Consider the following 25,380-nt stretch of genomic DNA (forward strand, 5'->3'; position numbering starts at 1 on the left):
ATCGTGCAACCACGACCCTGAGGTGGGGGCTGCCTCTTGGTCAGTGAACCGGCATGTTCAGGTCTGGCTTGAACGCATTCAGAACCTGCGCTGCGCCTCCAGCCCCAGCAACAGCTTTCGCCCAGCCCCTGGCTCAAAGAAACGGCCGTTGCCGTCGTTCACGATCACCGAGCCTGCATGTTTTTGATCGGTCAGGTTGTCCAAGCGCACAAACTCCTTGAGCGTCCAATCCCCGCGCTCTTGCTTGAACTGTATGCCCAGGTTGAACAAGGTGTGCGCCGCGGCCGCGTCGGTGTTGAGGTCATTGACCATCACGCGCCCCACATGCCGCGCATCCAGCGTGACCCGGCTGCCAGCCCAGCCCGTGTCCCAGGCCGCTTGGGCAAACAGCTGCTGCTTGGGCAGGCCCGGAATTTGATTGCCCTGCGGCACTTGCACCTGTGGGGTGGCGTTGGGGCAACCTGATGTGGTGCAGGTCAAGAATGCGTCTTGGTAGTTCGCCCGCATCCAGGTGTAGGCCGTGGTGAACGTGACGGGTCCGGAACGCCATTCGCCCGCCAGCTCCAGACCTTGGCGCAAGGTGCGCCCGGCGTTCTGGAACGTGGTGCGGCCACCCGTGTTGTTTTGCACCACGATCTCGTCGTCGGTACGGATGTCAAACGCGGTCGCGCTCCAGCGCAACAGCTCGGCGCGGCCGCGCAGGCCCAGTTCGGCGCTGGTGCTGCGAGCGGCGTTGAGTTGGGTGTTGAAGCCCGAGACACCACCGCTGCGGTAGGCCACTTCGTTGAGTGTGGGGATCTCATAGCCTTTGCCGATGCTGGCAAAGGCCTGCGCGGATGGGCTCCACTGCCAACGCACACCGACCACAGGCAAGGTGGCGGTGTAGTCCTTGTTGCCACTGTCGTTCCCGTTGCTGCCCACAATGTAACGGTCGGTGGATTCGTATTCGGTGCGGGTCTGGCGCAAGCCACCCATGAGGGTCAGGTCTTGTGTGCGCCACTCGGCTTGAACGTAAGGGTCCAGGGTTTGGGCGCGGTTGACCTCGTCACGGCGCAACTTGCCTTGCACGCCCAGCGTGGCTCCAATGAAGTTCTCATAGCCCTTGCGGGTGTCGCTTTGCAGGTCAGACGCCACGCCAGCGCTGAGGGACAGGCGACCGCCTTGCCATTCGCGGTCATGCCGCCAGCGGGCGTTCCAGCCCCAGTAGTCGCGGTCCAGATCGATCACCCCACCCGAGCTGCCTGCAGGCACTTGCGCGCCCGTGGTGATCGATTGGTACTGCACAACCTGGCGCTGGCCGCCATAGCCCATGAGCTCCAGCTTGTGGCCACCGCCTAACGCTTGCTCAAAGGCCAAACCCAACTGGGTTTGTGAGACGGTTTTGCGGGTGTTGAAGCTGAGCGCCCCGGCATTGGTTTGGTCGAGATTGGCGTCGAACTCGGCACGGCTAAGACCTTGCGGATCGAGCGCCGAGCTGCTGTGGCGGTTGAACACCAGCACCGTGCGCCCGCCTTCGTGCGAGCGAGAGAGTTTCATGTTGGCCGTGCTGCGGTCGGCCGCTGACTGTGGGCGTGTGCCATCGGTGGCAAAGCCGCTCACGTCCAGCGCGTACGACCAACCCGGGGCCTGGGGTGTGCCGGTCTGGCCAGTGGCTTGCGTCGAGGCTCGCCACAAGCCGTCAGAGCCAGCCACCACACCAGTGCGCCACTGCGCGGGCCGCTGGCCATCTTCGGTGTAAAGCAGCAAGGCACCGCCAGACGATGCGCCGTACAGTGCGGCCATCGGGCCGCGCACCACTTCTACCCGGTCAGCGCTGCCCAGCGGAAAATTGGCCGCCTGGCCCGAGCCGTCCGGCGCACTGGCCGGGATGCCGTCCACAAACAGCCGCACGCCGCGCACACCAAAGGTGGCGCGAGCGCCGTAGCCGCGCACCGAAATTTGCAGGTCCTGGGCGTAGTTTTGTCGGTTGCGGATCACCAGGCCCGGCACACGCCCCAAACTCTCTGACAAATTGACCTGGGCTTGCCCCTCGCGCAGCTCATCGCCGCTCACCACATCGACCGAGGCTGCGCCACGCCAGACCCCGCCGCCCGCGCGCTCGGCAGACACCACCACGGGCGACAAGGCCCCGGCGTCGGCCACAGCCGCAGAATCGTTTACCGACTGCGCTTGAGCGCCTGTGACGCACATCAGGCTGATGGCCCAGGCCACAGGGGCCAGCCGGGCGCCATGGATGGGGTTCATGCTAGAGCGGGAGAAAGGGGTCAAGGAGACTGTTTTCATGATCGTGCAGAGATGCATCTGGCCGGTAAAAATGGGATGGCGTGCGGGCCTGAGCCCCTGAACACCATCCGTTGTGGCCATTTTCTGGTGAAGCTCAAGACAGTGGCGACGCCGAGAAGACAGCACCCGCCGTCATCTTGGTGACCCCCACAAACGAATGGGGACACTACGCTGCCATCTTTTCATTCCCTCAAGAGGCTTTCCATGCTCAAACTCTGCGGTTTTGCAGGCAGCAACTACCACAACAAAGTCAAACTGGCCCTGCTCGAAAAAGGCGTGCCTTTTGAAGAAGAACTGGCCTGGGTTGGCGAAACCGACCCTGCGGCCAGCCCTTTGGGGAAAGTGCCTTATTTCAAAACCGAAGATGGCGCGATGTGCGAGTCGGCGGTGATGCTGGAATACATCGAGCAAAAGTACCCACAAAACCCCCTGCTGCCTGCAGACCCCTTTGCCGCTGCCAAGGTGCGTGAATTGGCGCTGTTTCTGGACCTGCACCTGGAACTGGTGGCACGCAACCTCTACCCGCAAGCCTTTTTTGGCGGCAAGGTGAGCGACTCGGTGAAAGAAAAAGTCGGGGCGCAGCTCGAGAAAAACATCGCCGCTTTTGCCAAGCTGGCCAAGTTCTCGCCTTTTGTGGCGGGCGACACACTGACCTTGGCCGATTGCGCGGCCGTCACGCATTTCCCTTTGGTCTCGGGCGCCACCAAGCTGGTCTACGGGAAAGACTTCCTCGCTGATCTGCCAGTGCGCGATTACCTCAAGATGATGGGCGAGCGCCCCCACATGCAAAAAGTCAACGCCGACCGCAAAGCCAATATGGAATTGATGATGGCCCGCATGAAGGCCAAAAGCTGAGTTTGTGCGTTTGAACACCTGATGTGCATCGACCCCGGCCCGTGGCTCGGCCACGCGGCCACGGGGGTTGACCCACATCAATACCGCTTCGCGACAGGTGCCTAGGATGAAGGCATGACTTCATCCATTCACACCCTTCACCGCGAACGACTCTTGCTCGAACGCGCTCAACTTCTGCAGCGCATCGCTCAAGAGCGGGGCGGCTTGGTCTCTCGCGCGGACATGGCGGCTGAGCACGATGTGCGCAGTTTTGATGACCGAGCCCAGGCCATTTCAGAGCGCAACGATGAGTTCGCCATGAACGAACACGAAACCGCCGAGTTGGGCGAGATCGATGCCGCGCTGGAACGCTACCAGGCTGGCACCTACGGCATCTGCACCGAATGTGGCATCAGCATTCCCTCTGCCCGTCTGAGTGCTTACCCCACGGCCAAGCGTTGCTTCAGCTGCCAAAGCCTGTCGGAGCACCACCGCTGAGCCGTCCAGACTTCGGGTTCTTCCCGCTGCCATGAGCCCTTTGGGCTGATATGCTTGAACGCATGCACAGCCTGTTTCATTTCGCTTTTCACGTCACCGACCTGGACGAAGCGCGTCGCTTTTACGGCGATGTGCTCGGCTGCCAGGAAGGCCGCTCCACCAACACCTGGGTGGACTTTGACTTTTTTTCGCACCAAATTTCTCTGCACTTGGGCGAGCCTTTTAAAACCACCCTGACGGGCCATGTGGGCGACCACTTGGTGCCGATGCCGCACTTTGGCCTGGTCTTGCAAAAGGCCGAGTGGCAAGCACTGGCCGATCGCCTTCAGGCCAAGCAGATGAAGTTTGTGGTCGAGCCCCACCTGCGCTTTGCGGGTCAGCCTGGTGAGCAATGGACCATGTTCTTCATGGACCCGTTTGGCAACCCGATCGAAGTCAAGGGTTTCGCCAGCTTGGACACGGTTTACGCCAGCTGAACACCCTGGCTTTTCAATGTATCAGGGCCGCTCGGTTTTGCCCGCAGTCAACGCCTTGGGCGCGATCAAGGGCACTTCGGATTTGCTCCGTGGCTTGCCGATCGGTGCGGCAGTCTGGCCTTTTTGCGTGGCGGCGATGTCTTCTTCACTGGGGTATTGCCCCAGCAGCCAATAGTCAAACACCCGCCGAGCAATCGGGGCTGCCGAGGCGGCACCAAAACCTGCGTTCTCCACCACCACCGCCAAGGCAATTTTTGGATTCTCGGCAGGTGCATAGGCCATGTACAAGGCATGGTCGCGCTGGTATTCGGACAGCTTGGCTGCATCGTATTTGTCTTTTTGACCGATGGTCACCGCCTGCGCCGTGCCGGTTTTGCCCGCGCTGGTGTAACCCGCTCCGGCAAACACCCGCGCCGAAGTGCCCGAGGTGACCACCCCCACCAGGCCGTTGCGCACCACCTCCATGTGCTCTGGCTTGTACCCCAAATGCTGCGGCTGCTGGGCGCCCACCTGGGTCTGGGCATGGGTCAGCGCGTCCTGTGTGGCCGTGACCACACGGGGTTTGAACTGCATGCCACCGCTGGCCAAGGTGGCGGTGGCCGAGGCCAGTTGCAGCATGGTGAAGGTGTTGTAACCCTGACCGATGCCCAAAGAAATGGTCTCGCCGCCGTACCATTTCTTTTGCTCAGGTTTCTTGTAATAGTTCCGCTTCCATTCGGTGCTGGGCAAAATGCCTCGCACTTCCCCGGGCAGATCAATCCCCGTGATCTGGCCAAAACCCAATGGCTTCATGAAATCATGGATCGCATCCACGCCCATCTCGTTGGCCAGTGAGTAGTAGTACACATTGCTCGACAGCACAATGGAGCGCACCATGTCCACCGGACCAAGCCCGGCATCGCCATGGCTGCGGAAGGTGTGTCCGCCATACGTCCAAGAGCCCGCATCGTTGATGATGGTGCTGGCGCTGCGTTTGCCCGTTGACAATGCGGCCATGGCCATGAAAGGCTTGTAGGTTGAACCGGGCGGGTAGGTGCCGCGCAATGCCCGGTTGAGCAAGGGCTTGTCGATGGATTCATTGAGCATCTGCCAATTCTCGACATCGATGCCGTCCACGAACAAGTTGGGGTCGAACGTCGGCTTGCTCACAAAGGCCAGCACCTCCCCGTTGTTCGGATCCAGCGCCACCAGCGCACCGCGGCGGTTACCGAACAAGTCTTCCACCATTTTTTGCAACTGGATGTCGATGGACAACACCACGTTTTGCCCGGGTATGGCGGGTCGACTGGACAGGCTGCGGGTAGCCCGGCCACCGGCGGAAGTTTCCACCTCGTTGACACCCGTGATGCCGTGGAGCTCGCGCTCGTAGCGTTGCTCCACCCCCAGCTTGCCAATGTATTCGGTGCCCCGGTAATTGGCCGCGGCATCTTCTTCCTCTTCCAGCCGCTCCTTGTCTCGCTGGTTGATGCGCCCGATGTAGCCAATCACATGGCTGGCCAGCTCGCTGTAGGGGTACTGGCGGAACAATCGGGCCTTGATCTCCACGCCTGGAAACCGGTAACTTTGCGCACTGAAGCGGGCCACCTCTTCATCGGTCAAGCGGTTGCGAATGGGCAGCGAGTCAAAACTCTTGGACTCCTCACGCAAGCGCTTGAAACGGCGGCGGTCCTTGGTTTGGATGTCCACCAGCTCGGCCAACTCATTGATGGTGGCTTCCAGGTCCTTGACCTTCGAGGGTGTGATCTCCAGTGTGTAAGCCGAATAGTTGCTGGCCAGCACAACGCCGTTGCGGTCCAAAATCGTGCCCCGCGGTGGCACAGTGGGCAAGATGGCTGTGCGGTTGTTTTCAGCTTGCGCCAACAGATCGTCGTGACGCACCACTTGCAGGTAAATCAGACGGCTGGCCAACAGCAAAAAACAAAACAACACCACCCACTGCATGACCTGCACACGGTTTTGGAAGCGCAGGATTTCAGCGCGTGTGTCGCGCAGCTCGGACAGTGAGGTCAGGTTCCAAGACATGCTCACAGCGGACGAATATCGTCTCGCTCGAACGCGCGATGCTGGGGCGCCAGCAGCAAGGCCCCCACCAAAGGCCACAAGGCCGCTTGCAACAAAGGCCCAGGCAGCTGGCTCCAAGCGGGCCAAGCATCGTGCGCCACCAAACGCGTGAGCCACTCCACCACAGCGGCCACCACGAAGAGCGGCAATATTTGCAAGGCCTGCTCGCGCAAGGGGAACCACAGCATGCGCCGCTGCGCCACCGTGGCCAGTCCTGAGAGCACCACATAGGACAGCGCGTTTTGCCCGAGCAAAGCCGACTCGTGCACATCCAAAGCCAAACCCAATAGGAAGGCCAGCACCAGGCCGACACGGCGTGGCTGGTGCACGGTCCAGAAGACCATCACGATGGCCAGCACATCAGGCAGCCAGTGCCAGCCCAGCAGCCCCAACAACATGTGCAGCAACAAAGCCAAAAGAAAGCTCAAGGCAATGAACTTGGGGTTGGCGGGCAAGAGCAGGGGACGCCCTGCAGGCATGATCATGGTTTGGCTCCGGCAGCAGGCACAGCAGATGTGCCCCCCTTGGCTTTGCCCGCTTTGGGCTCTTCCGGCTTCGGGGGTTCTGGCCAGTCCTTGACCGGCAAGAGCACCAGCAAATGCCGCCCTCGCTCGGTGGCCATGGGCTCGGCGTGAACACGGGCAAATGACGAGTCCACACGTCGGTCAATTCGGGCAATGCGCCCGACATGCAAGCCCGCCGGATACACCCCATCGATGCCACTGGTGGTCAACAAATCGCCTTTTTGCATGTCCGCACCCGCGGGTACAAATTTCAAATCCAATGACCCTCCCAGGGCTTGCGGGTCACCATGGGCCACATAGCGGCTGCCGGTTCGGGCGTTCATGACAGGGATGGTCTGCGCCCGGTCGGTCAGCAGCGTGACCTCGCTGACCAGCGGGTAAACGCGTGTGACCTGCCCCACCACCCCAGCCGTGTCAATGACGGCCGAGCCTTGCACGATTCCGGCCAACAAACCACGGTCCACCACCACGCGCTGGGTATAGGGGTCTGACGTGTCATACAACACCTGTACCGCCTTGGCAGGACCCGCCACCTGGGCCCGCAGGTCCAGCAATTGCCGCAAATGAGCGTTCTCTTGGCTGAGCTGCTCTACCTGCTGCAAACGTTGGGCTTGGGCGATGGTGCGGGTTTGAAAGTTCAAAGCCGCATCTTGTGCGTTTTCCAGATCGCCAAAGTAACGCGTCAGGGCGTTGAACGCATGCACGGGCTGCAGCGACAACCACTGCAATGGGGACAGCACCAAGGCCACGCCCGAGCGGATGGGCTGAGAAATCTGCATCCGATGGTCGGCCGCCATCAGCAACACCGCCAGAAGCCCCAACAACAGCATCTTGGAAGTCGCAGACAGACCTTGCCGAAAGATCGGCGGTGCACTGCGTTCAAGCGTATCCAGGGCCATGGTTCAATTGCACCGGATGGTGGTGAAATGAGAAAGTGAGGATGCGGCGGGGCCGCATCCGACAAGGGCTTATTCGCTGGTGAAAATGCTGCCCAGCTGGTCCATGCGCTCCAGCGCCATGCCGCAACCGCGGGCCACGCAGGTCAGCGGGTCTTCAGCCACCAGAACGGGCAGCCCCGTTTCTTCGGCCAACAAGCGGTCCAAGTCGCGCAACAAGGCTCCACCACCGGTCAACATCATGCCGCGCTCAGCGATGTCGGCACCCAGTTCAGGCGGTGTGTGCTCCAGAGCGGTCTTGACGGCTGACACGATCTGGTTGAGTGGGTCGGTCAAGGCCTCGAGGATTTCGTTGGAGCTGATGGTGAAGCTGCGTGGCACGCCTTCGGACAGGTTGCGGCCTTTGACTTCCATCTCCTTGACTTCGCTGCCCGGAAACGCCGAGCCGATGTTTTTCTTGATGGCTTCTGCGGTCGGCTCGCCAATCAGCATGCCGTAGTTGCGGCGGATGTAGCTGATGATGGCTTCGTCGAACTTGTCTCCGCCCACACGCACACTGCCTTTGTAGACCATGCCGCCCAGCGAGATCACACCCACCTCGGTGGTGCCGCCGCCGATGTCGACCACCATCGAGCCCGAGGCTTCGGACACAGGCAAACCCGCACCAATGGCTGCGGCCATGGGTTCTTCGATCAGGTACACCTCGGAGGCGCCTGCGCCCAAGGCCGACTCACGGATGGCGCGACGCTCCACCTGCGTGGAGCCACAAGGCACACAAATGATGATGCGGGGGCTGGGGCGGAAGGTGCTGCGGGGATGCACCATGCGGATGAACTGCTTGAGCATCTGCTCGGTGACGGTGAAGTCGGCGATCACACCGTCCTTCATGGGACGAATGGCTTCGATGTTGCCAGGCACTTTGCCCAGCATGGCTTTGGCCTCGTGACCCACAGCCTGCAGGGTTTTTTTGCCCTGGGGGCCGCCTTCGTGGCGGATCGCGACCACCGAAGGCTCATCGAGCACGATGCCCTTGTCACGCACAAAAATCAGGGTGTTGGCGGTGCCCAGATCAATGGCCAGGTCACTGGAAAAATAGCGGCGAAAAGAGGAAAACATGCAAGGGTCCTTTGACGCAACATGGCCCAGGCCCAAAGGTGGCATGCTGGGAAAGTGCGCCGGTCAAATCAGGGGTGTCATCAGGGCGGGCTCGGAGATTGCGCAGTGAGCGGCACCAAACGCAGGATAATACCCGATCCCCCGGTGAAACAGGCGCTCACAGGCCCCGTTCAAGCCGTAAAAACAAGTCCTTTACAACTCTTTTCAAACCATGTCCCTGACCCCGCAGGATATTGCCCGGATCGCGAACCTCGCCCGGCTGGAACTTAAGCCCAATGAAAGCGAGCGCATGCTCACTCAGATCAACGGCTTTTTTGGCATTGTGCAAGCCATGCAGGCGGTGGACACCACCGGCATCACCCCCATGGCCCACCCCGTGGCGGCCATTCAGGACATCACGCTGCGCCTGCGCCCCGATGTGGCCAGTGAACCCAACCAACGCGATCTGAACCAGCAAAGCGCCCCCGCCGTCGAGCGCGGCCTGTTCCTGGTCCCCAAAGTCATTGAGTAAGTCATGAGCGATCTGCACAACCTGAGCGTGAAAGCGCTGGCCACCCTTTTGCAAACCAAAGAGGTCAGCGCCGTCGAAGTGGCCACCCGCTTTTTGGCCCGAATGGGCGGCAACCCGCACAACGCCTTTCTGGACATTGACAGCGAAGTCACGCTGGCCCAGGCCCAAGCTTCGGATGCCAAATTGGCGGACGGCACCGCAGGCCCTCTCGAAGGCGTGCCCGTGGCACACAAAGACGTGTTCGTGACCCGCGATTTCGCGACCACCGCCGGCTCCAAAATCCTGAGCGGTTACCGCTCGCCTTTTGACGCCACCGTGGTGCAGCGCCTGCGCAGCGCAGGCATGGTCACTTTGGGCAAGCTCAACTGCGACGAATTCGCCATGGGTTCGGCCAATGAAAACTCAGCCTATGGCCCAGTGCAAAACCCCTGGGACACCGCTCGCGTGCCCGGGGGGTCTTCCGGCGGCAGCGCCGCCGCCGTGGCCGCAGGCCTTGCGCCCGCCGCCACGGGCACCGATACGGGTGGCTCGATTCGCCAGCCCGCCAGCTTTTGCGGCATCACCGGCATCAAGCCCACCTATGGCCGCGCCAGCCGTTACGGCATGATCGCCTATGCCTCGAGCCTCGACCAGGCTGGGCCCATGGCCCGCAGCGCCGAAGACTGCGCCCTGCTGCTCAGCGCCATGTGCGGTGGCGACATCGACCGCGACTCGACTTCGCTGGACATGCCGACCGAAGACTTTGCGGCTGCGCTCAACAACTCACTCGAAGGCCTGCGCATTGGCATTCCCAAAGAGTTTTTTGGCGAAGGCCTGGCGGCCGATGTGCGCGCTGCCGTAGACAGCGCTTTGCGCGAATACGAAAAGCTCGGCGCCAAACTGGTGCCCATCAGCCTGCCGCGCACCGAGTTGTCGATTCCTGTGTACTACATCATTGCCCCGGCCGAAGCCAGCTCCAACCTCAGCCGCTTTGACGGCGTGAAGTTCGGCCACCGCGCCAAGGACTACACCGACTTGGTGGACATGTACAAAAAGACCCGCGCCGAAGGCTTTGGCAACGAGGTCAAGCGCCGCATCATGACGGGCGCTTATGTGCTGAGCCACGGCTATTACGACGCCTACTACCTGCAAGCCCAGAAAATCCGCCGCATGATCGCCGACGACTTCCAGAACGCGTTCAAAGAATGCGATGTGATCGCGGGCCCCGTGGCCCCGACCGTGGCCTGGAAGTTTGGCGAGAACGCCAACGACCCGGTGGCCGATTATTTGGCCGACATCTTCACGCTGCCTGCCTCGCTGGCGGGCCTGCCCGGCATGAGCGTGCCCGCAGGCTTTGGCGCAGGCGGCATGCCCGTGGGCCTGCAACTGATCGGCAACTACTTCAAGGAAGCCCAGTTGCTGAACGCCGCACACCGACTGCAACAAGCGACCGATTTCCACCTGCAAAAACCGGCAGGAGTCTGAACAACATGAGCAAACTCGTCCAAGGCTACGAAGTCGTCATCGGCTTCGAAACACACGCCCAACTCTCAACCAAAAGCAAGATCTTCAGTCGCGCCTCGGTGGCGTTTGGCGCCGAACCCAACACGCAAGCCTGCGCGGTGGACATGGCCCTGCCCGGCACGCTGCCGGTGATGAACATGGGCGCTGTGGAACGCGCCATCGAATTCGGCTTGGGTGTCAACGCGCACATTGCCGAGCGCAGCATCTTTGCACGCAAAAACTACTTTTACCCCGACCTGCCCAAGGGCTACCAAATCAGCCAGTTCGAGATCCCGGTGGTGCAAGGCGGTGAAGTGTCGTTCTTCCTCGAAGAAGGCAAAGAGACCGTGCGCAAAACCGTGCGCTTGGAACGTGCCCACTTGGAAGAAGACGCGGGCAAATCGCTGCACGAAGACTTCATTGGCCAATCAGGCATTGACCTGAACCGTGCAGGCACGCCGCTCTTGGAAATCGTCACCCAGCCCGACATCCGCAGCAGCGAAGAGGCCGTGGCTTATGCCAAAGAGCTGCACAAGATCGTGACCTGGATCGGCATCTGCGACGGCAACATGCAAGAAGGCAGCTTCCGGTGTGATGCCAACGTCTCGGTGCGCAAGCCCGGTGGCCCGCTGGGCACCCGCCGCGAGATCAAGAACCTGAACAGCTTCAAGTTCATGCAGCAAGCCATCGACTACGAAGTGCGTTGGCAGATCGACCAAATCGAAGACGGCATCGCCATCCAGCAAGCCACGGTACTGTTCGACCCCGACACGGGCGAAACCCGCGCCATGCGCACCAAGGAAGACGCTGCCGACTACCGCTACTTCCCCGACCCCGACCTGCCGCCGCTGGTGATTGGCCGCGACTGGGTCGAGCGCGTGCGCAGCGAGATGGCCGAACTGCCCCGTGTCATGGCCGAGCGCTTCGTCAAAGACTACGCCCTGCCCGAATACGACGCCACGCAACTCACCCAAAGTAAGGCGGTCGCCGCCTACTTTGAAGCCACCGCCAAAGCCTGCGGCCAAGCCAAACTGGCGAGCAACTGGATCATGGGCGAAGTCTCACGCCGCCTGAACGCCAGCGAACTCAGCATCGAGCAATCGCCCGTCAGCGCTGCGCAACTGGCCGCTCTCATCGGCCGCATCAGCGACAACACCATCAGCAACAACGCGGCGCGTCAGGTGTTTGAAGGTCTGTGGAACGGTGAAGGCGAAGTCGACGCCATCATCGAAGCCAAAGGCCTCAAGCAGATGAACGACACCGGCGAGCTCGAAAAAATCATCGACGAAGTGCTGGCCGCCAACCCCAAGAACGTGGAAGAGTTCAAGGCGGGCAATGCCAAGGCCCTGAACGGCCTGGTCGGCCCCATCATGAAAGCCAGCAAGGGCAAGGCCAATCCGGGTCAGGTGAATGCGTTGTTGATGAAGAAGCTGGGTTGATGGTTCCGAATGGGGTCGTGCTTATGCGGCGCCCCATTCGAAACTCGGTTTTGGCTTGAGTTCCAGCAACGGCCTTAAATCCTTAAGTGGCGATATTGATGGGTGGGCATGCGCCATCACGGGTTGAGGGTTGATAACCTGATAAATGCCCATATCGTGTGCATTCATCAGCTTTTCTTTGGTCTCCTCAGGTGGCTGATTAAGAGCCTTCAAAATGTCCGCTTGTTTGGCGCTGAAGCCGAACACCATGGCATGCAACTCGAAAAACTGATCCATCGCTCGACGGCCCGTAGATCCGGGTTGCGCAATCAATCGCAGTTCACGCTCATGTTGCCAATAGTCGTACTTTTTGGATAACTTGGCTTGCGCATTGCCAAATAAGTCATGGGTGAATGTGGGAGGCCTTATTCGTCGGGCCTGCGCACCCCTATCATTGTCACGGTGCGTAACGTAGTCCACGTTCACCCACTTGAACCGTTCATCGCGCAACGGCTTTCGCTTCAACACCATGCAAACACCTTTATGGTCGTTGGCATAGGAAGCCCACATGGGTAAAAAGTTGGATGCGTGCCAGTTTTTTCCGTGGATCGAAACTGAATAAACGCCAACACGCTGCAAATAGGACTCCACGTCACTCTTGACCGGTGGAGGGTTGCAATCCCATAAATAGCCCTCAGTCAAAACACCTTCCAGCGGATCATTCAACTGCGCCACCGTTGGAATGTAAATTTCCAATTGAGGCAAGAGGCTCAGGAAATCTTCATTGATGTCGCGAAACTTGCAGACATAGGGATGGTCTTCTTCAAAGGGAGCGTTTTCAACATGCATGCTTTCACTCATCTTCCAAATTGTTGTTTATCGTTTTGAGCGGCTTATTGACTCGGCTCGCTGATATCGGAGCTGAGCTTGTACCGCGTCCCCGCCCTGTCCCTGTCTGCACCAACACCCCCAACTCACAAAGCGCCGTGAGTTCGCGGTAGGCCGTGGCGCGTAACACGCGGCAGAGGTTCACGTATTTCTCGGTGCTGATGCCGTTGGCAAAGCCGTCAGGCTCCACGTCATAGAGCTTGTTGATCGCCTTGGTTTGCGTGAGCGTGAGACTTGGATATTGCTCACGCAATTAAGCCCAAAGCAGGTTTTATAGATTTACGCTTCACACGCCCTGCAAAGCTTGCATACCCTTGTCGAGCGCACCTATTTCAACCACCCATCAAGGGCAAATCAATGCGTCGTTGTCGCCCACCTGTGCCCCCAACCAGCATGCGGGTTAAGATATGCGCACACATCTATGCGCATGGAGATCACGATGCCAGCCACACAGTCAGCCCATCGCGTGCGCACCGGCGTCTCAGGCAAGCGCGCCATCAACCTCAGCCTGAGCAACGATGTGCTGGAAGCTGCAAAGCACCTCGCCATCAACATTTCTCAGGTCTGCGACAGCCACCTGCGTGAAGTTGTGCGCCGCGAACAGGAGCGCAAATGGCGCGAGGATCACGCAGATTTCATATCGGCTTACAACGCAACCATCGAGGCGGAAGGCCTGCCGCTGGATGAGTGGAGAAGTTTCTGATGGCGCGCTTTGACGTTTATGCCAACCCTGGCAACCATGCGGCCACCACCCCCTACCTGCTGGATGTGCAGAGCGACCTGCTCAATGGCCTGGACAGCCGGATGGTGATTCCCTTGCGCAGCCTCAAGCACTTCCCCAAGGTCAAGCTGTCGACGCAACTGACACCGATTTTCACCATAGAAGGCGAAAAGTATCTGCTGGAAACGCCCAAAATGGGCGCGATTCCACTGCGGGTGTTGAAGTCGCACGTGACTTCGCTCGCCCAAGCACAAGACCAGATCACTGCCGCTATGGATTTTTTGTTCCAAGGTTATTGATCAGGCCCGTTTGGCCCGTCGGGTTTTCGGGGCGTGTGCCACGCCATTCGGCCGCAGGGGCGGCCTCCCACAGGGGCAAGGGTATGCCAGCTTCAGCGCTCCAACGGCACGATTTCCTGCTCAATCGCCCCAAACAAACTCTCACCGTTTTGGCCCTTCATCTCGATGCGAATCGTGTCGCCGTACTTCATGAACTCGGTCGAGGGCTTGCCATCGAGTATGGTTTCGATGGCGCGTTTTTCGGCGATGCAGCTGTAGCCTTTGGGCCACTCGGGTTTGCCGTTCACGTCGACGCTTTTATTGCTCACAGTGCCGCTGCCCACCACGGAGCCGGCACGCACATTGCGCGTCTTGCAGATGTGGGCGATCAATTGTCCAAAGTGGAAAGTCATCTCGGGGCCAGCCTCGCACATGCCGACTTTGCGGCCGTTCCAAGTGGACTGCAGCGTCAGGTGCACGCGCCCGCCTTGCCAGGCGTCACCCAATTCGTCGGGTGTGATGGCCACGGGGCTGAAGGCGGTGGCAGGCTTGCTTTGGAAGAAGCCAAAGCCTTTGGCCAGCTCGTTCGGGATCAGGTTGCGCAGGCTCACGTCGTTGGCCAGCATGACGAGGCGCACACCCTCGATGGCATCGTCAGCGCTGGTTTGCATGGGCACATCGCCGGTGACGACGGCGATCTCAGCTTCAAAGTCAATGCCAAACGCTTCGCTGGCGCACACCACCGGGTCACAAGGGCCGATGAAATCATCGCTGCCGCCTTGGTACATCAGTGGGTCGGTGTAGAAGCTGCTGGGCACTTCGGAGTTGCGTGCCGCACGGACCAGCTCCACATGGTTGATGTAGGCTGAGCCATCGGCCCACTGGTAAGCGCGGGGCAGCGGGGCCAGGCATTGGGCCGGGTCAAACGGAAAAGCGTGGCGTGCTTTGCCTTGGTTCAACGTCGTGTACAGGTCTTCCAACTGAGGGGCCAGAAAGTTCCAGTCGTCCAGCACTTGCTGGAGTTTGCTGGCGATGCCGGTCGCATAATGGGCAGTGCTCAGGTCGCGCGAGACCACCACCAGTTGTCCGTCGCGTGAGCCGTCTTTGTAGGTCGCCAATTTCATGATGTTTGCCCGTTTTGTACGCCCTTCACCGCCGTGGACACCACGGGTGAATGGCGTATTGAATTACGCATTGTTAAACTCGTTTAACTAATCGAAACCTGATTCTAGAGCATATGGCCAACGAAAGCACCATGAATACCCCCCCGGAAGGGGACAAAGAGCGCGCAGGCATCCAGTCGGTGGAGGTGGGTTTTGCCCTGCTGGATGTGCTGGCGCAGGCCCCTGGGCCCTTGATGTTGCGCGACTTGGCCAGCGCTGCCGGCATGAGCGCGGCCAAAGCCCACCGCTACCTGGTGAGCTTTCAGCGTCTGAATCTGGTGGTGCAGGACGCCAACACCCGTTATGAACTCGGCCCCGCCACCTTGCGCCTGGGTTTGGCCACCTTGTCCCGACTCGATGCGGTCAAGCTGGCGCGAGAGCGTTTGCCTGCTTTGATGGACCAGACCGGCCACACCCTGGCCCTGGCCGTTTGGGGCAACCGGGGCCCGACTCTGGTGCACTGGCAGGAAACCCCACTGGCCATGCCGGTGAGCCTGCGCCTGGGCGATGTGATGCCACTGTTGTCATCGGCCACGGGCCGTTGCTTTGCCTCCTTCATTGGCCACGGCGGTGCAGCCGACAAGGCTCGGCCCATGATGGATGCGGAGCTGGCCCTTGCCCGCAAATTGGGGCGCAGTGATTTGCCGTCCACCCCTGCGCAGGTGCAAGCCTTGCTGAGCGAAACCCGTGCACAAGGCCTGGGCCGCGTGGTCAACGTGCTGCTGCCGGGCATTTCAGGACTGTGTGCGCCCGTGTTCGATGCAGGGGGACATCTGGCCTTGGGTGTGGTGTCGCTTGGGTCTTCGGCCACCTTCGATGCCAACTGGCAAGGCCCAATGGCCCAAGCACTGCGGACATTTGCCCAGCAATTGTCAGCCGACCTCGGATGGCGCTCGGCCTGAACAAGGGCCATTCGAATTTTTACGCACGGCTTTTCTCCAAGCTCATGATCACGCCCTTGATCCACAACTTGTGAACCCATGAGCACGGTTGCGCCCACTCACTCCAAGCCGCCGCCAGCTGCACCGCTGACAGGGCGGCCGAGCACACGCAGCTTGCTGCGCTGGGGGGCGCTGGTGGGGGTGCTGCACCTGTTTTTTCTGATGAGTCTGGCGGGCACGCTGGACTTGCAACTGAGCGGCCCTCAGACACTGCGCACGGGGCCAATGCAGACCCGAACCCTGGCGAACTCTGCCCATGGACCCACGGTCAGCGAGCTGAACCTCACACCAGCCCGCACGCGCGTGGCCTTGGTCAAAAAACCCAGACCCGCGCCCATCCCCAAGCCCACGGCACCCCCCACTGCGGCGGCCCCGAATGTGCCCCATCCCCAAGCGGCGCCTTCAGACACGGCCTTGCCCGATGCAGGCTCACCCACGCCACAGCAGGCCTTGGATCGCGACCCGGCCCTACCTGCCACCCTGGCCACCGCAACCCATGAGCCTGCGCAGGAGCTTGAACCTCAAACCCACACAGCCCCCAGCGCAGAGCCCACACCTGCAGCCAACGCACTCACGCAGGTGCCCGGCACCGTGATCGCCAAAGCCGATGGCACTGAGACCGGTCAAAGCCCCGACAAGAGCGTCTCGACCAGTGAAGGCACCGCTCAATTCGCCACACCTTCACCCGAGCGCATCGCCAGTGCCACCATGGCCTTGCCTGCTGTGGCCTTGGGCTCGCTGCCCCCCTCCGCCTTGTTGAGCTACAAGCTCAGCGGCCAAGAAAAAGGCATCCAATACCAAGCCTCGGGCGAGCTGCGCTGGCAGCACAACGCGAGCGCCTACGCCATGAGCTTGTCGGTCAAAGCCTTTTTGCTGGGCTCCAGACACTGGCGCAGCGCAGGCCAGATCAATGCCACGGGTTTGGCGCCCACCCGGTTCTCAGACAGCTGGCGCAGCGAACGAGCGGCCCACTTTGACCGTCCGAACCAACGCATTGTGTTCAGCAACAACGCCCCCACCACGCCCCTGCAGCCCGGGGCGCAAGACCAGGTCAGCTTGTATGCACAGCTGGCCGCCGCCATGACCCAGTCCGGCAAGCGGATGCAGCCCGGCACCCGTTTACAAATTCAGACCGCCACCGTGCGCGATGCTTTGCCCTGGCTGTTGACCCTGGAAAAAGTGGAGACGCTGCAAATGGACGGAAAAAGCGTGGAGACCATCAAATGGGTGTGCCAGCCACGCAACCGCTTTGATGCGCAAGTCGAATTCTGGGTCTCGGCCGCACACGACTGGCTGCCCACGCGCATCCGCATCACACAAGTCAGTGGCAGCTTCATTGACCTGCAGCTGACCGGACGGGAAGCCTTGGCCGATTTGCCACCCGCACAGTGACCCCGCACCAGATCGACACAAATCCACCAAAAACCACATCCACTTGAAGTTGTTACATGTGCACCCACTTGCAAGCCATAAGTTGAGGGAGAATGAACGCATGAACCTGTTGTATGAATCCGAAACCTTTGCCGTGATGCACATGCTGGCCAATGCGCCAACTGAAACTGCGGCCACCAGCAGCGCCCCCCAGCTGGAGCGTCATGGTTTTGAAATCGTGGACAAGCGCTCGGGCAAAGAGGTGTATCTGGATGGCTCTTGGGCGGAGATGTTCCAACAACAGATTCAGGCCTGGCAGCAGCACACGCCTACACAAGAAGAGGTCGAAGACACCCTGGAAGGCTACACCGGACTGGCCCAGCAGCCTGTGTTGGTGCACTGACCGCCCATCAGGCCTTGGCCGTCTTCCGCGCCACCCAGGTGAACAGCGGCCCCACGATCAGCAACACCGCCACCAGACGGCAGACCTGAAAAGCCGTGACCACCGGCACCCCCAACTGCAGCACCTTGGCTGTAATGGCCATCTCGGTGATCCCGCCGGGTGCCGTGCCCAAAATCATCGTGGCCGGGTGCAAGCCCGTGCCCCACGCCAGGGCCATACCAAACACCACCGACGCGCCCATCATCCACAAGGAGCCCCAGGCCACCGAGGCCAGCCAGCCGGGAGCGGTCTTGACGAATTCGCGCCGAAACCGAATCCCCAAGCTCACCCCGATGACCAGCTGCGCCGCGTTGGACAGCGCATTGGGCACAGCCGACCACTGCCACCCCGCCAAGGTCACCGCCATCGACGCCAGCAATGAACCCATGAACCACGGGTTGGTGCGCCCCAGCTTGAGCATGACCCAGCCGCCAGCTGCCGTCACCAAGCCCAGCCACAGCAAGCCCGGCCATTGCGCCAGCCGCGGGCCGGGCAACAAGGAAGCGTCCACCGTCAAACCCCATTGGTGCTGTGCCCACTGCATGCCAAACGGCACGGCAATCACCACCATCACCAAGCGCATGCTGTGCGCTGCCGCCACCAGATCGGTGCGGGCGCCGTAGCGCTCGGCCAGCAGCGTCATCTCGGACGCGCCACCAATCGAGCCGGAAAAATACGTGGTGGCCAACAAAGCCCTGGGCGGCAGGTGCCCCAACTCGGCACCATGGCGACGCTGCAACCAAAGACCAAACAAAGCCCCCAGCGCCAGCGCCCACAGCACCGCCAACACAATGGCCCACCACTGGGCCAACACCAGGGCGCTGACCTGCGGCGTGAAATACAAGCCCAAGGCGGTACCAATCACCCACTGACCGCTGTTGCGCAACAAATTGGCACTGTGGGTAGGCGCGCCTGCCATCGAGGCCAGCGCTGTGATCAGCAAAGGGCCGAGCATCCAGGGAATGGGTGTGCCCAGCCAGACGCACAGTTCAGCGGCCAGCCAAGCGGCGGCCAAAGTGCCCAAGGTGCGTGGCCAGCGTTTCAAGGATGCGCCCCCGCACCCTGGGTCCCGTGCATCAAGCGTGTCGGCGGATGCTGTCGGCCACCGTTTGCACGATCTGGTCGATGTGTGCGTCTTCCACGATGTAAGGCGGGCAAATGACGATGTTCTCGCCTGCCGGGCGCACCCAAACGCCGTGGTGGAAGCAGTCCATGAAGATGTCGTAAGCCCGCTTGCCCGGTGTGCCCGGGATGCTGGCCAGCTCCACGGCTCCGGCCAAGCCCAGCGTGCGGATGCCGATCACGTTGGGCAAGCCCTTCAAAGCGCTGTGCATCGCGTCGCCCAACACCCGGCCCTGTTGCCCCGCGCGGGCAAACAGGTTTTCTTCCTTCATCAAATCAAGCGTGGCAATCGCTGCCGCGCAAGCCACAGGGTGACCGGAATAGGTATAACCGTGGAAAAACTCGATGGCGTGGGCAGGCGAGTTGGCGTTCATCATCGCGTCGTAGATGAAATCGCGGCAAATCACCCCGCCCAGCGGGATCACACCATTGGTCACCGCCTTGGCGAAGTTGAGCATGTCGGGCACCACGCCGTAATAGTCAGCACCGAAGTTCACCCCCAAGCGGCCAAAACCGGTGATCACCTCGTCAAAAATCAACAAAATGCCGTGTTTGTCGCAAATCTCGCGCAGGCGCTTCACGTAGCCTTTGGGCGGGATGTACCAGCCCGCGCTGCCCGCAATCGGCTCCACAATCACCGCCGCGATGTTGCTCGGATCGTGCAGCACCAGAATGCGGTTTTCCAGCTCGAGCAAAGGATCTTCGGCCCATACCGGTTCTTCATGGTGGATGTAGGCGTGGTTCACCGGGTCGTGAATGAAACGCATGTGGTCCACACGCGGCAGCAGTTGTGCGCCATACACCTTGCGGTTGGCGGGCAAGCCGCCCACGCTCATGCCGCCAAAGTTCACGCCGTGGTAACCCTTTTCCCGGCCAATGAACACATTGCGGTGGCCTTCGCCCCGGGCGCGGTGGTAGGCCAACGCCACTTTCAGGGCCGTGTCGGCCGCCTCAGAGCCCGAATTGCAAAACAGGACCTTGTTCAGATCACCCGGCGCCATGTCGGCAATCATCTGCGCGGCTTTGAAGGCCTTGTCGTTGCTGGCCTGGAAAGCGGTGGCGTAGTCCAGCGTGTCCAGCTGGTTTTTGATGGCTTCGTTGATGGGGCGGCGGTTGTGGCCCGCACCCACGCACCAGAGGCTGGAGATGCCGTCGATCACCTTTTTGCCGTCGTGCGTGGTGAAGTGCATGCCCTCGGCACCCACGAACACACGTGGGTCTTGTTTGAAGGTGCGGTTGGGCGTGAAAGGCAACCACTGGTTGTCCATGGGAATGTGGGCGGGGTTCACAGGCGGTCTCCTTGCTGATGAGTCTGGGCGTCCTCCAGTTTATAGGAGGGCCCGCTGGGCAAGGTGCACATGCATGACAGCACGGCCCATTTTTGCCCCCCATGACAAGCTTTGCCCTTGTGGCCGCGTCGGAACACCTCTTTGGGCGACAGGTGCTGCGCGTGCCGACTTGAGACGCGGGCAAGAACGCAAGATGGGCGACAATCCCACCCCATGAATCCACTTGCCACCTACATCCTGACCCTCTCTTGCCCCGACCGCACCGGCATCGTGCACGCCGTATCGGGTTTTTTGCTCGAGCGCGGGGGCAATATCGAAGAAGCGGCCCAATACAACGACCACGACACGGGTTTGTTTTTCATGCGGGTGCAGTTCGCGTGTGACCAGTTGGGCGGTGATGCTCTGAATGCCCAGTGGGGTGCGTTTGCCACCACCTTCAACATGTCATGGGACCTGCACGCCACTGCCCAGCCCATGCGCACCGTGCTCATGGTCAGCAAAGAAGGCCACTGCCTGAACGACCTGCTGTTCCGCTGGAAAAGTGGCTTGCTGCCGCTGGACATTCGCGCCATCGTCAGCAACCACCGTGAGTTTTACCAACTGGCGGCCAGCTACAACGTGCCCTTCCACCACATCCCAGTGACCACGGACACCAAACAACAGGCTGAAGCCAAGCAGTACGAGATCATCCAGGCTGAAGGCGCAGAGTTGGTGGTGTTGGCCCGTTACATGCAAATCTTGAGCGACGACCTGTGCCGCAAACTGGCCGGGCGTGCCATCAACATCCACCACTCGTTTTTGCCCAGCTTCAAAGGGGCCAAGCCTTACTACCAGGCCCACGACCGGGGTGTGAAGCTGATTGGGGCCACCGCCCACTATGTGACGGCCGACCTGGACGAAGGTCCGATCATCGAACAAGACGTGGCCCGCGTGGACCACAGCAAAACCGTGGAAGACCTCACAGCCCAAGGCCGCGACACCGAAAGCCAGGTGCTGGCCCGCGCCGTGAAGTGGCACAGCGAACACCGCGTGCTGATCAATGGCCACAAGACGGTGATTTTCAAATAAATAACCTTGCGGGACAGATCTTTAGCTCTGTCCCCAACTGATTCAACATGTCCGCCCACTCGCGCATCCCCCCCATCCAGTGCCTTTTGACCTTTGAGGCCTTGGCGCGATTGCGCAGTGTGACCCAAGCGGCCGAGGAGCTGTGCGTGACGCCCAGCGCGGTGAGCCACCGGGTCAAGCAGCTGGAACAAATCATCGGCACCAAGCTGTTTGGCCGGGCTGATTTTTCACTCACCACCGAAGGCATTGAATACCTGGCCCATGTGCGCGAAGGACTGGTGTCGCTGCAGCGTTTCCCCAGCGCCAGCAACACGCCGGGCCGCCGCAAGCTGCGCCTGGCGGTCACCCCGACCTTTGCCCGCTCGGTGCTCATGCCACGCTTGAAGCATTTTCTGGACGCCTACCCCGAGATCGACATCACCTTGCAAGTGAGCATTCCCCTGCTGGACGTGGTGGCCGAAGACGCCGATTTGACGGTGCGTTTTGGCACCGGCCGTTATTCGGATGTGGAACATGTGTGTCTGGCCAAGGACGATGTGACGCCCCTGGCCTCACCCGCCTGGCTGCGCGAGAACGGCCCTTTTGCCAGCGCCGAAGACCTGCAAGGCGTGGCCCTCTTGCGCAGCCCCCTGGAGCCGTGGCGCACCTGGTTTGCCGCGCACGACTTGGACTGGCCCGAGCCCATGGACGGCTCGTCGTTCAACGACATCGGCCTCATGTGCGACGCCGCCGCCCAAGGCTTGGGTGTGGGCCTGATCCGCACCAAACTCGGTGCGCCTTGGCTGGAAAGCGGCCAATTGGTGCGCCTGTTCGAGCGCAGTGTGCCCAGCCCGCACGCCCATTACCTGTGCTGGCGCACGGGCACCATGGAGCGCTGGGAGTGCGCCACCTTTGCCGACTGGTTGAAAAAAGCCCTGGCCTGATTTCACAAGCCTGTCAAAGATTCTTCAGCCCCACGGCTTGGGCTTGCGCGTACAGTTAAGGCCTAACTTGAAGGTTTTGAATGCCATGAGCGCCAACACCCCCGCCGAAACACAGCAACTGACCGCCACCGAACGTGCCGAGCGCCAACGCGCTGTGGTGCAGGCCTTGGGCCGTGTGCTGCCAGCCGACGCCATTCTTTACACCCCCGAAGACACCACGCCGTATGAATGTGATGGCCTGACCGCCTACCGTGAGCGGCCCTTGGTGGTGGCGCTGCCCGAAACCGAAGCGCAGGTGCAAGCTGTCCTCAAAGCTTGCCACGCCTTGGCGGTGCCCGTGGTGGCGCGCGGCGCGGGCACAGGCTTGTCGGGCGGTGCCATGCCGCACCGCATGGGCGTGACGCTGTCCATGGCCCGCTTCAACCAAATCAAAACAGTCAACCCTGTGAGCCGCACAGCGGTCGTGCAGTGCGGCGTGCGCAACCTGGCCATCAGCGAAGCGGCTGCGCCCTACGGCCTGTATTACGCGCCCGACCCGTCCAGCCAGATCGCCTGCACCATTGGTGGCAACGTGGCCGAAAACTCGGGCGGTGTGCACTGCCTCAAATACGGCCTGACGGTGCACAACGTGCTCAAAGTGCGCGGTTTCACGGTCGAAGGTGACCCGATTGAATTTGGCAGCGACGCGCTCGACACTTCTGGCTATGACTTGCTGGCCGTGCTGGTGGGCAGCGAAGGCATGCTGGCCGTGACCACCGAAGTCACCGTCAAACTGGTGCCCAAGCCGCAGCTGGCCCGCTGCATCATGGCCAGCTTTGACGATGTGCGCAAAGCCGGTGACGCGGTGGCCGCTGTCATCGCCGCAGGCATCATTCCGGCGGGTCTGGAGATGATGGATGGCCCCATGACCATTGCCGTCGAAGACTTTGTGCATGCGGGCTACGACCTGAGCGCAGCAGCCATTTTGTTGTGCGAGAGCGATGGCACACCCGAAGAGGTGGAAGAAGAAATCGGCCGCATGAGCGCGGTGCTGCGTGACTGCGGCGCCACGGCCATTTCGGTCAGCCGCGACGAAGCCCAGCGCATGAAGTTCTGGAGCGGCCGCAAAAACGCCTTCCCGGCGTCGGGCCGCATCAGCCCCGACTACATGTGCATGGACTCGACCATCCCGCGCAAGCGCCTGGCCGACATCCTGCAAGCCATCTCGGAAATGGAAACCAAGTACGCGCTGCGCTGCCTGAACGTGTTCCATGCGGGTGACGGCAACTTGCACCCGCTGATTTTGTTTGATGCGAACGACGCCGACCAACTGCGCCGCTGCGAGCTGTTTGGTGCCGACATCCTGGAAACCAGTGTGGCCATGGGCGGCACTGTCACGGGTGAGCACGGTGTGGGCATCGAGAAAGTCAACAGCATGTGTGTGCAGTTCAGCGCCGAAGAAAACGAGCAAATGTTCGCGGTCAAACGCGCTTTTGACCCACAAGGTTTGCTCAACCCCGGCAAAGTGATTCCAACGCTGAACCGCTGCGCCGAGTACGGCCGCATGCTGGTGCGGGCCGGTGCCATCAAGCACCCGGAGCTGGAACGGTTCTGATCACACGGCGGACCCATCGGGTCCGCGTTCAGTCCAGCCCGCGCACCACCTGCATGGCCTCTTCGATGCGATCGACCGGGTAAATCTTCAGGCCCTCAAAGGCTTTGTCGTTCTTTTTGGGCGCATTGGCCTTGGGCACCACCGCCACCTTGAAACCGAGTTTGGCGGCTTCTTTCAAGCGGTCTTGCCCGCGCGGTGCGGGACGCACTTCGCCCGCCAAGCCCACCTCGCCAAATGCGATAAAACCCTTGGGCAAAGCTTTGCCGCGCAGGCTGCTGGTGATCGCCAACATCACCGCCAGGTCGGCCGCCGGTTCGCTGATGCGCACGCCGCCGACCGCGTTCACAAACACGTCTTGGTCCATGCAGGCCACACCCGCGTGGCGGTGCAGCACCGCCAGCAACATGGCCAAGCGGTCACGGTCCAAACCCACACTCAAACGCCGGGGCGATGGGCCGCCGCTGTCCACCAGGGCTTGAATCTCCACCAGCAAGGGGCGGGTGCCTTCGAGCGTGACCATCACACAGCTGCCGGGCACGGGCTCGGCGTGTTGGCTCAAAAAGATGGCGCTGGGGTTGCTCACGCCCTTGAGGCCTTTTTCGGTCATGGCAAACACGCCAATTTCGTTCACCGCGCCAAAGCGGTTCTTGATGGCGCGAATCAGGCGGAAGTTCGAATGGGTGTCGCCTTCAAAGTACAACACCGTGTCCACCATGTGCTCCAGCACGCGGGGGCCAGCCAGCGCGCCTTCTTTGGTCACATGCCCCACCAGCACGATGGTGGTGCCGGTCGATTTGGCGGTGCGCGTCAGATGCGCCGCACATTCGCGCACCTGCGCCACCGAGCCGGGGGCGCTGGTCAGCTGGTCCGAATACACCGTCTGGATCGAGTCGATGATGGCGATGTGGGGCTGACGCGATTGGAGGGTATGCAAAATCTTTTCAAGCTGAATTTCGGGCAGCACCGGCACTTGTGAGTCGGGTAAGCCCAGACGGCGTGAGCGCATGGCCACTTGGGCACCGCTTTCTTCGCCCGTCACATACAGGGTGTTCATGCCGCTGCGCTGCAGCGCATCCACCGCCTGCAGCAGCAAGGTAGATTTGCCGATGCCCGGGTCGCCGCCGATCAGCACCACACCCCCCTCGACCATGCCGCCGCCGAGCACGCGGTCCAGCTCGTCGATGCCGGTGGGGTGACGTTCAAAGTCGGCCGCTTCAATTTGGGACAGGGGCAGCACTTCCGAGGTGGGGGCCAGCGAGGCATGCACCGAGCCAAAGCGGTTTTTTCCCGCAGCGGGCTCGCTGGAGCCTTCAATCAGGGTGTTCCAAGCGTTGCAACTGGGGCATTTGCCCATCCAGCGAGCGCTCGTGCCGCCGCATTCGGTGCAGGTGAATATCGATTTGTCTTTGGCCATGGGGGTGATTGTGCCTTTGGGCAGACGCCGAGCTTGGACCTGAAAGCAAGAAGCAGCAAACGCCTGC

The 25,380-nt window shown here is 61.1% G+C and carries 25 protein-coding genes; 14 read left to right on the forward strand and 11 right to left on the reverse strand.

What is annotated here, in order from left to right; translation table 11 throughout:
* Positions 1–78: 78 nt before the first annotated feature.
* The gene (locus tag L63ED372_RS13610; RefSeq protein WP_231624502.1) at positions 79–2,244 is read right to left on the reverse strand and encodes a TonB-dependent receptor family protein; all 2,166 of its coding nucleotides are present in this window, start codon (positions 2,242–2,244) and stop codon (positions 79–81) included.
* A 243-nt stretch (positions 2,245–2,487) separates the two neighbouring features.
* Here L63ED372_RS13610 and L63ED372_RS13615 point away from each other — a divergent pair, with 243 nt between their 5' ends.
* The 3 genes from L63ED372_RS13615 (at position 2,488) to L63ED372_RS13625 (ending at position 4,091) form a co-directional block, all read left to right on the forward strand.
* Positions 2,488–3,138, forward strand: a complete 651-nt coding sequence (locus L63ED372_RS13615) for a glutathione S-transferase (RefSeq protein ID WP_062406656.1) — start codon at positions 2,488–2,490, stop codon at positions 3,136–3,138.
* A gap of 114 nt (positions 3,139–3,252) precedes the next feature.
* Positions 3,253–3,615, forward strand: coding sequence for a TraR/DksA family transcriptional regulator (locus L63ED372_RS13620; RefSeq protein ID WP_062406659.1), 363 nt, complete (start codon positions 3,253–3,255; stop codon positions 3,613–3,615).
* Positions 3,616–3,677: 62 nt separating this feature from the next.
* A complete protein-coding gene (locus tag L63ED372_RS13625) occupies positions 3,678–4,091 on the forward strand; it encodes a VOC family protein (RefSeq protein ID WP_062406661.1) in 414 nt (137 codons plus the stop codon).
* A gap of 21 nt (positions 4,092–4,112) precedes the next feature.
* On the opposite strand, the gene mrdA is transcribed toward L63ED372_RS13625, so the two are convergent.
* From mrdA to L63ED372_RS13645, 4 genes are all read right to left on the reverse strand, one after another.
* Entirely contained in the window at positions 4,113–6,113 is a 2,001-nt protein-coding gene (mrdA, locus tag L63ED372_RS13630; RefSeq protein ID WP_231624503.1) for a penicillin-binding protein 2, read from the reverse strand.
* Between the two features lie 2 nt (positions 6,114–6,115).
* Positions 6,116–6,637 carry a rod shape-determining protein MreD gene (gene mreD, locus L63ED372_RS13635; RefSeq protein ID WP_062406663.1) on the reverse strand — a complete coding sequence of 174 codons (522 nt, stop codon included), beginning with the start codon at positions 6,635–6,637 and terminating at the stop codon, positions 6,116–6,118.
* Positions 6,634–7,575, reverse strand: a complete 942-nt coding sequence (gene mreC, locus L63ED372_RS13640; RefSeq protein WP_062406665.1) for a rod shape-determining protein MreC — start codon at positions 7,573–7,575, stop codon at positions 6,634–6,636. The genes mreD and mreC overlap by 4 nt, the downstream gene beginning before the upstream one ends.
* 69 nt (positions 7,576–7,644) lie before the next feature.
* Positions 7,645–8,688 carry a rod shape-determining protein gene (locus L63ED372_RS13645; RefSeq protein WP_062408136.1) on the reverse strand — a complete coding sequence of 348 codons (1,044 nt, stop codon included), beginning with the start codon at positions 8,686–8,688 and terminating at the stop codon, positions 7,645–7,647.
* Between the two features lie 211 nt (positions 8,689–8,899).
* On the opposite strand from L63ED372_RS13645, the gene gatC reads away from it, so the two are divergent.
* Genes gatC through gatB form a run of 3 tightly spaced genes read left to right on the forward strand, consistent with a single transcriptional unit; the run spans position 8,900 to position 12,120 of the window.
* Positions 8,900–9,199, forward strand: a complete 300-nt coding sequence (gatC, locus tag L63ED372_RS13650) for an Asp-tRNA(Asn)/Glu-tRNA(Gln) amidotransferase subunit GatC (protein WP_062406666.1) — start codon at positions 8,900–8,902, stop codon at positions 9,197–9,199.
* Positions 9,200–9,202: 3 nt separating this feature from the next.
* Entirely contained in the window at positions 9,203–10,663 is a 1,461-nt protein-coding gene (gene gatA / locus L63ED372_RS13655) for an Asp-tRNA(Asn)/Glu-tRNA(Gln) amidotransferase subunit GatA (protein WP_062406668.1), read from the forward strand.
* A 5-nt stretch (positions 10,664–10,668) separates the two neighbouring features.
* Positions 10,669–12,120 (forward strand): Asp-tRNA(Asn)/Glu-tRNA(Gln) amidotransferase subunit GatB, encoded by a 1,452-nt coding sequence (gatB, locus tag L63ED372_RS13660; protein WP_062406670.1) that lies wholly within the window; start codon positions 10,669–10,671, stop codon positions 12,118–12,120.
* A 21-nt stretch (positions 12,121–12,141) separates the two neighbouring features.
* Here gatB and L63ED372_RS13665 read toward each other — a convergent pair whose 3' ends face one another.
* Both L63ED372_RS13665 and L63ED372_RS13670 read right to left on the reverse strand, forming a co-directional pair.
* On the reverse strand, positions 12,142–12,960 hold the full coding sequence (locus L63ED372_RS13665; RefSeq protein ID WP_062406672.1) for a DUF2971 domain-containing protein: 819 nt from the start codon (positions 12,958–12,960) through the stop codon (positions 12,142–12,144).
* Positions 12,953–13,240: a hypothetical protein gene (locus L63ED372_RS13670; protein WP_062406674.1), complete on the reverse strand. Its 288-nt coding sequence runs from the start codon at positions 13,238–13,240 to the stop codon at positions 12,953–12,955. Before L63ED372_RS13670 ends, L63ED372_RS13665 begins: the two co-directional genes overlap by 8 nt.
* A gap of 186 nt (positions 13,241–13,426) precedes the next feature.
* Here L63ED372_RS13670 and L63ED372_RS13675 point away from each other — a divergent pair, with 186 nt between their 5' ends.
* Both L63ED372_RS13675 and L63ED372_RS13680 read left to right on the forward strand, forming a co-directional pair.
* Positions 13,427–13,690, forward strand: coding sequence for a type II toxin-antitoxin system CcdA family antitoxin (locus tag L63ED372_RS13675; protein WP_062408138.1), 264 nt, complete (start codon positions 13,427–13,429; stop codon positions 13,688–13,690).
* Complete coding sequence (locus L63ED372_RS13680; protein ID WP_062406676.1) at positions 13,690–14,007, forward strand: CcdB family protein; 318 nt, start codon at positions 13,690–13,692, stop codon at positions 14,005–14,007. The genes L63ED372_RS13675 and L63ED372_RS13680 overlap by 1 nt, the downstream gene beginning before the upstream one ends.
* Before the next feature lie 92 nt (positions 14,008–14,099).
* Here L63ED372_RS13680 and L63ED372_RS13685 read toward each other — a convergent pair whose 3' ends face one another.
* Positions 14,100–15,110 (reverse strand): fumarylacetoacetate hydrolase family protein, encoded by a 1,011-nt coding sequence (locus tag L63ED372_RS13685; protein WP_062406678.1) that lies wholly within the window; start codon positions 15,108–15,110, stop codon positions 14,100–14,102.
* Positions 15,111–15,241: 131 nt separating this feature from the next.
* Here L63ED372_RS13685 and L63ED372_RS13690 point away from each other — a divergent pair, with 131 nt between their 5' ends.
* The 3 genes from L63ED372_RS13690 to L63ED372_RS13700 all read left to right on the forward strand — a co-directional run bounded on the left by L63ED372_RS13690 (position 15,242) and on the right by L63ED372_RS13700 (position 17,864).
* Positions 15,242–16,051, forward strand: coding sequence for an IclR family transcriptional regulator (locus tag L63ED372_RS13690; RefSeq protein WP_062408140.1), 810 nt, complete (start codon positions 15,242–15,244; stop codon positions 16,049–16,051).
* Between the two features lie 78 nt (positions 16,052–16,129).
* A complete protein-coding gene (locus tag L63ED372_RS13695; RefSeq protein ID WP_062406680.1) occupies positions 16,130–17,482 on the forward strand; it encodes a DUF3108 domain-containing protein in 1,353 nt (450 codons plus the stop codon).
* A gap of 100 nt (positions 17,483–17,582) precedes the next feature.
* Positions 17,583–17,864, forward strand: a complete 282-nt coding sequence (locus L63ED372_RS13700; protein WP_062406682.1) for a BTH_I0359 family protein — start codon at positions 17,583–17,585, stop codon at positions 17,862–17,864.
* A gap of 7 nt (positions 17,865–17,871) precedes the next feature.
* On the opposite strand, the gene L63ED372_RS13705 is transcribed toward L63ED372_RS13700, so the two are convergent.
* Complete coding sequence (locus L63ED372_RS13705; RefSeq protein WP_062406685.1) at positions 17,872–18,948, reverse strand: AbrB family transcriptional regulator; 1,077 nt, start codon at positions 18,946–18,948, stop codon at positions 17,872–17,874.
* Between the two features lie 31 nt (positions 18,949–18,979).
* A complete protein-coding gene (locus L63ED372_RS13710) occupies positions 18,980–20,293 on the reverse strand; it encodes an aminotransferase class III-fold pyridoxal phosphate-dependent enzyme (RefSeq protein ID WP_062406688.1) in 1,314 nt (437 codons plus the stop codon).
* 234 nt (positions 20,294–20,527) lie between these two features.
* Here L63ED372_RS13710 and purU point away from each other — a divergent pair, with 234 nt between their 5' ends.
* The 3 genes from purU (at position 20,528) to L63ED372_RS13725 (ending at position 23,899) form a co-directional block, all read left to right on the forward strand.
* A complete protein-coding gene (gene purU, locus L63ED372_RS13715) occupies positions 20,528–21,382 on the forward strand; it encodes a formyltetrahydrofolate deformylase (protein ID WP_062406690.1) in 855 nt (284 codons plus the stop codon).
* A gap of 47 nt (positions 21,383–21,429) precedes the next feature.
* A complete protein-coding gene (locus tag L63ED372_RS13720; RefSeq protein ID WP_062406692.1) occupies positions 21,430–22,305 on the forward strand; it encodes a LysR substrate-binding domain-containing protein in 876 nt (291 codons plus the stop codon).
* A gap of 85 nt (positions 22,306–22,390) precedes the next feature.
* Complete coding sequence (locus tag L63ED372_RS13725) at positions 22,391–23,899, forward strand: FAD-linked oxidase C-terminal domain-containing protein (RefSeq protein ID WP_062406694.1); 1,509 nt, start codon at positions 22,391–22,393, stop codon at positions 23,897–23,899.
* A gap of 28 nt (positions 23,900–23,927) precedes the next feature.
* On the opposite strand, the gene radA is transcribed toward L63ED372_RS13725, so the two are convergent.
* Complete coding sequence (gene radA, locus L63ED372_RS13730; RefSeq protein WP_062406696.1) at positions 23,928–25,313, reverse strand: DNA repair protein RadA; 1,386 nt, start codon at positions 25,311–25,313, stop codon at positions 23,928–23,930.
* Between the last annotated feature and the right edge of the window lie 67 nt (positions 25,314–25,380).

It is taken from the genome of Limnohabitans sp. 63ED37-2 (assembly GCF_001412535.1).
In the GTDB taxonomy this organism is placed as follows: domain Bacteria; phylum Pseudomonadota; class Gammaproteobacteria; order Burkholderiales; family Burkholderiaceae_C; genus Limnohabitans_A.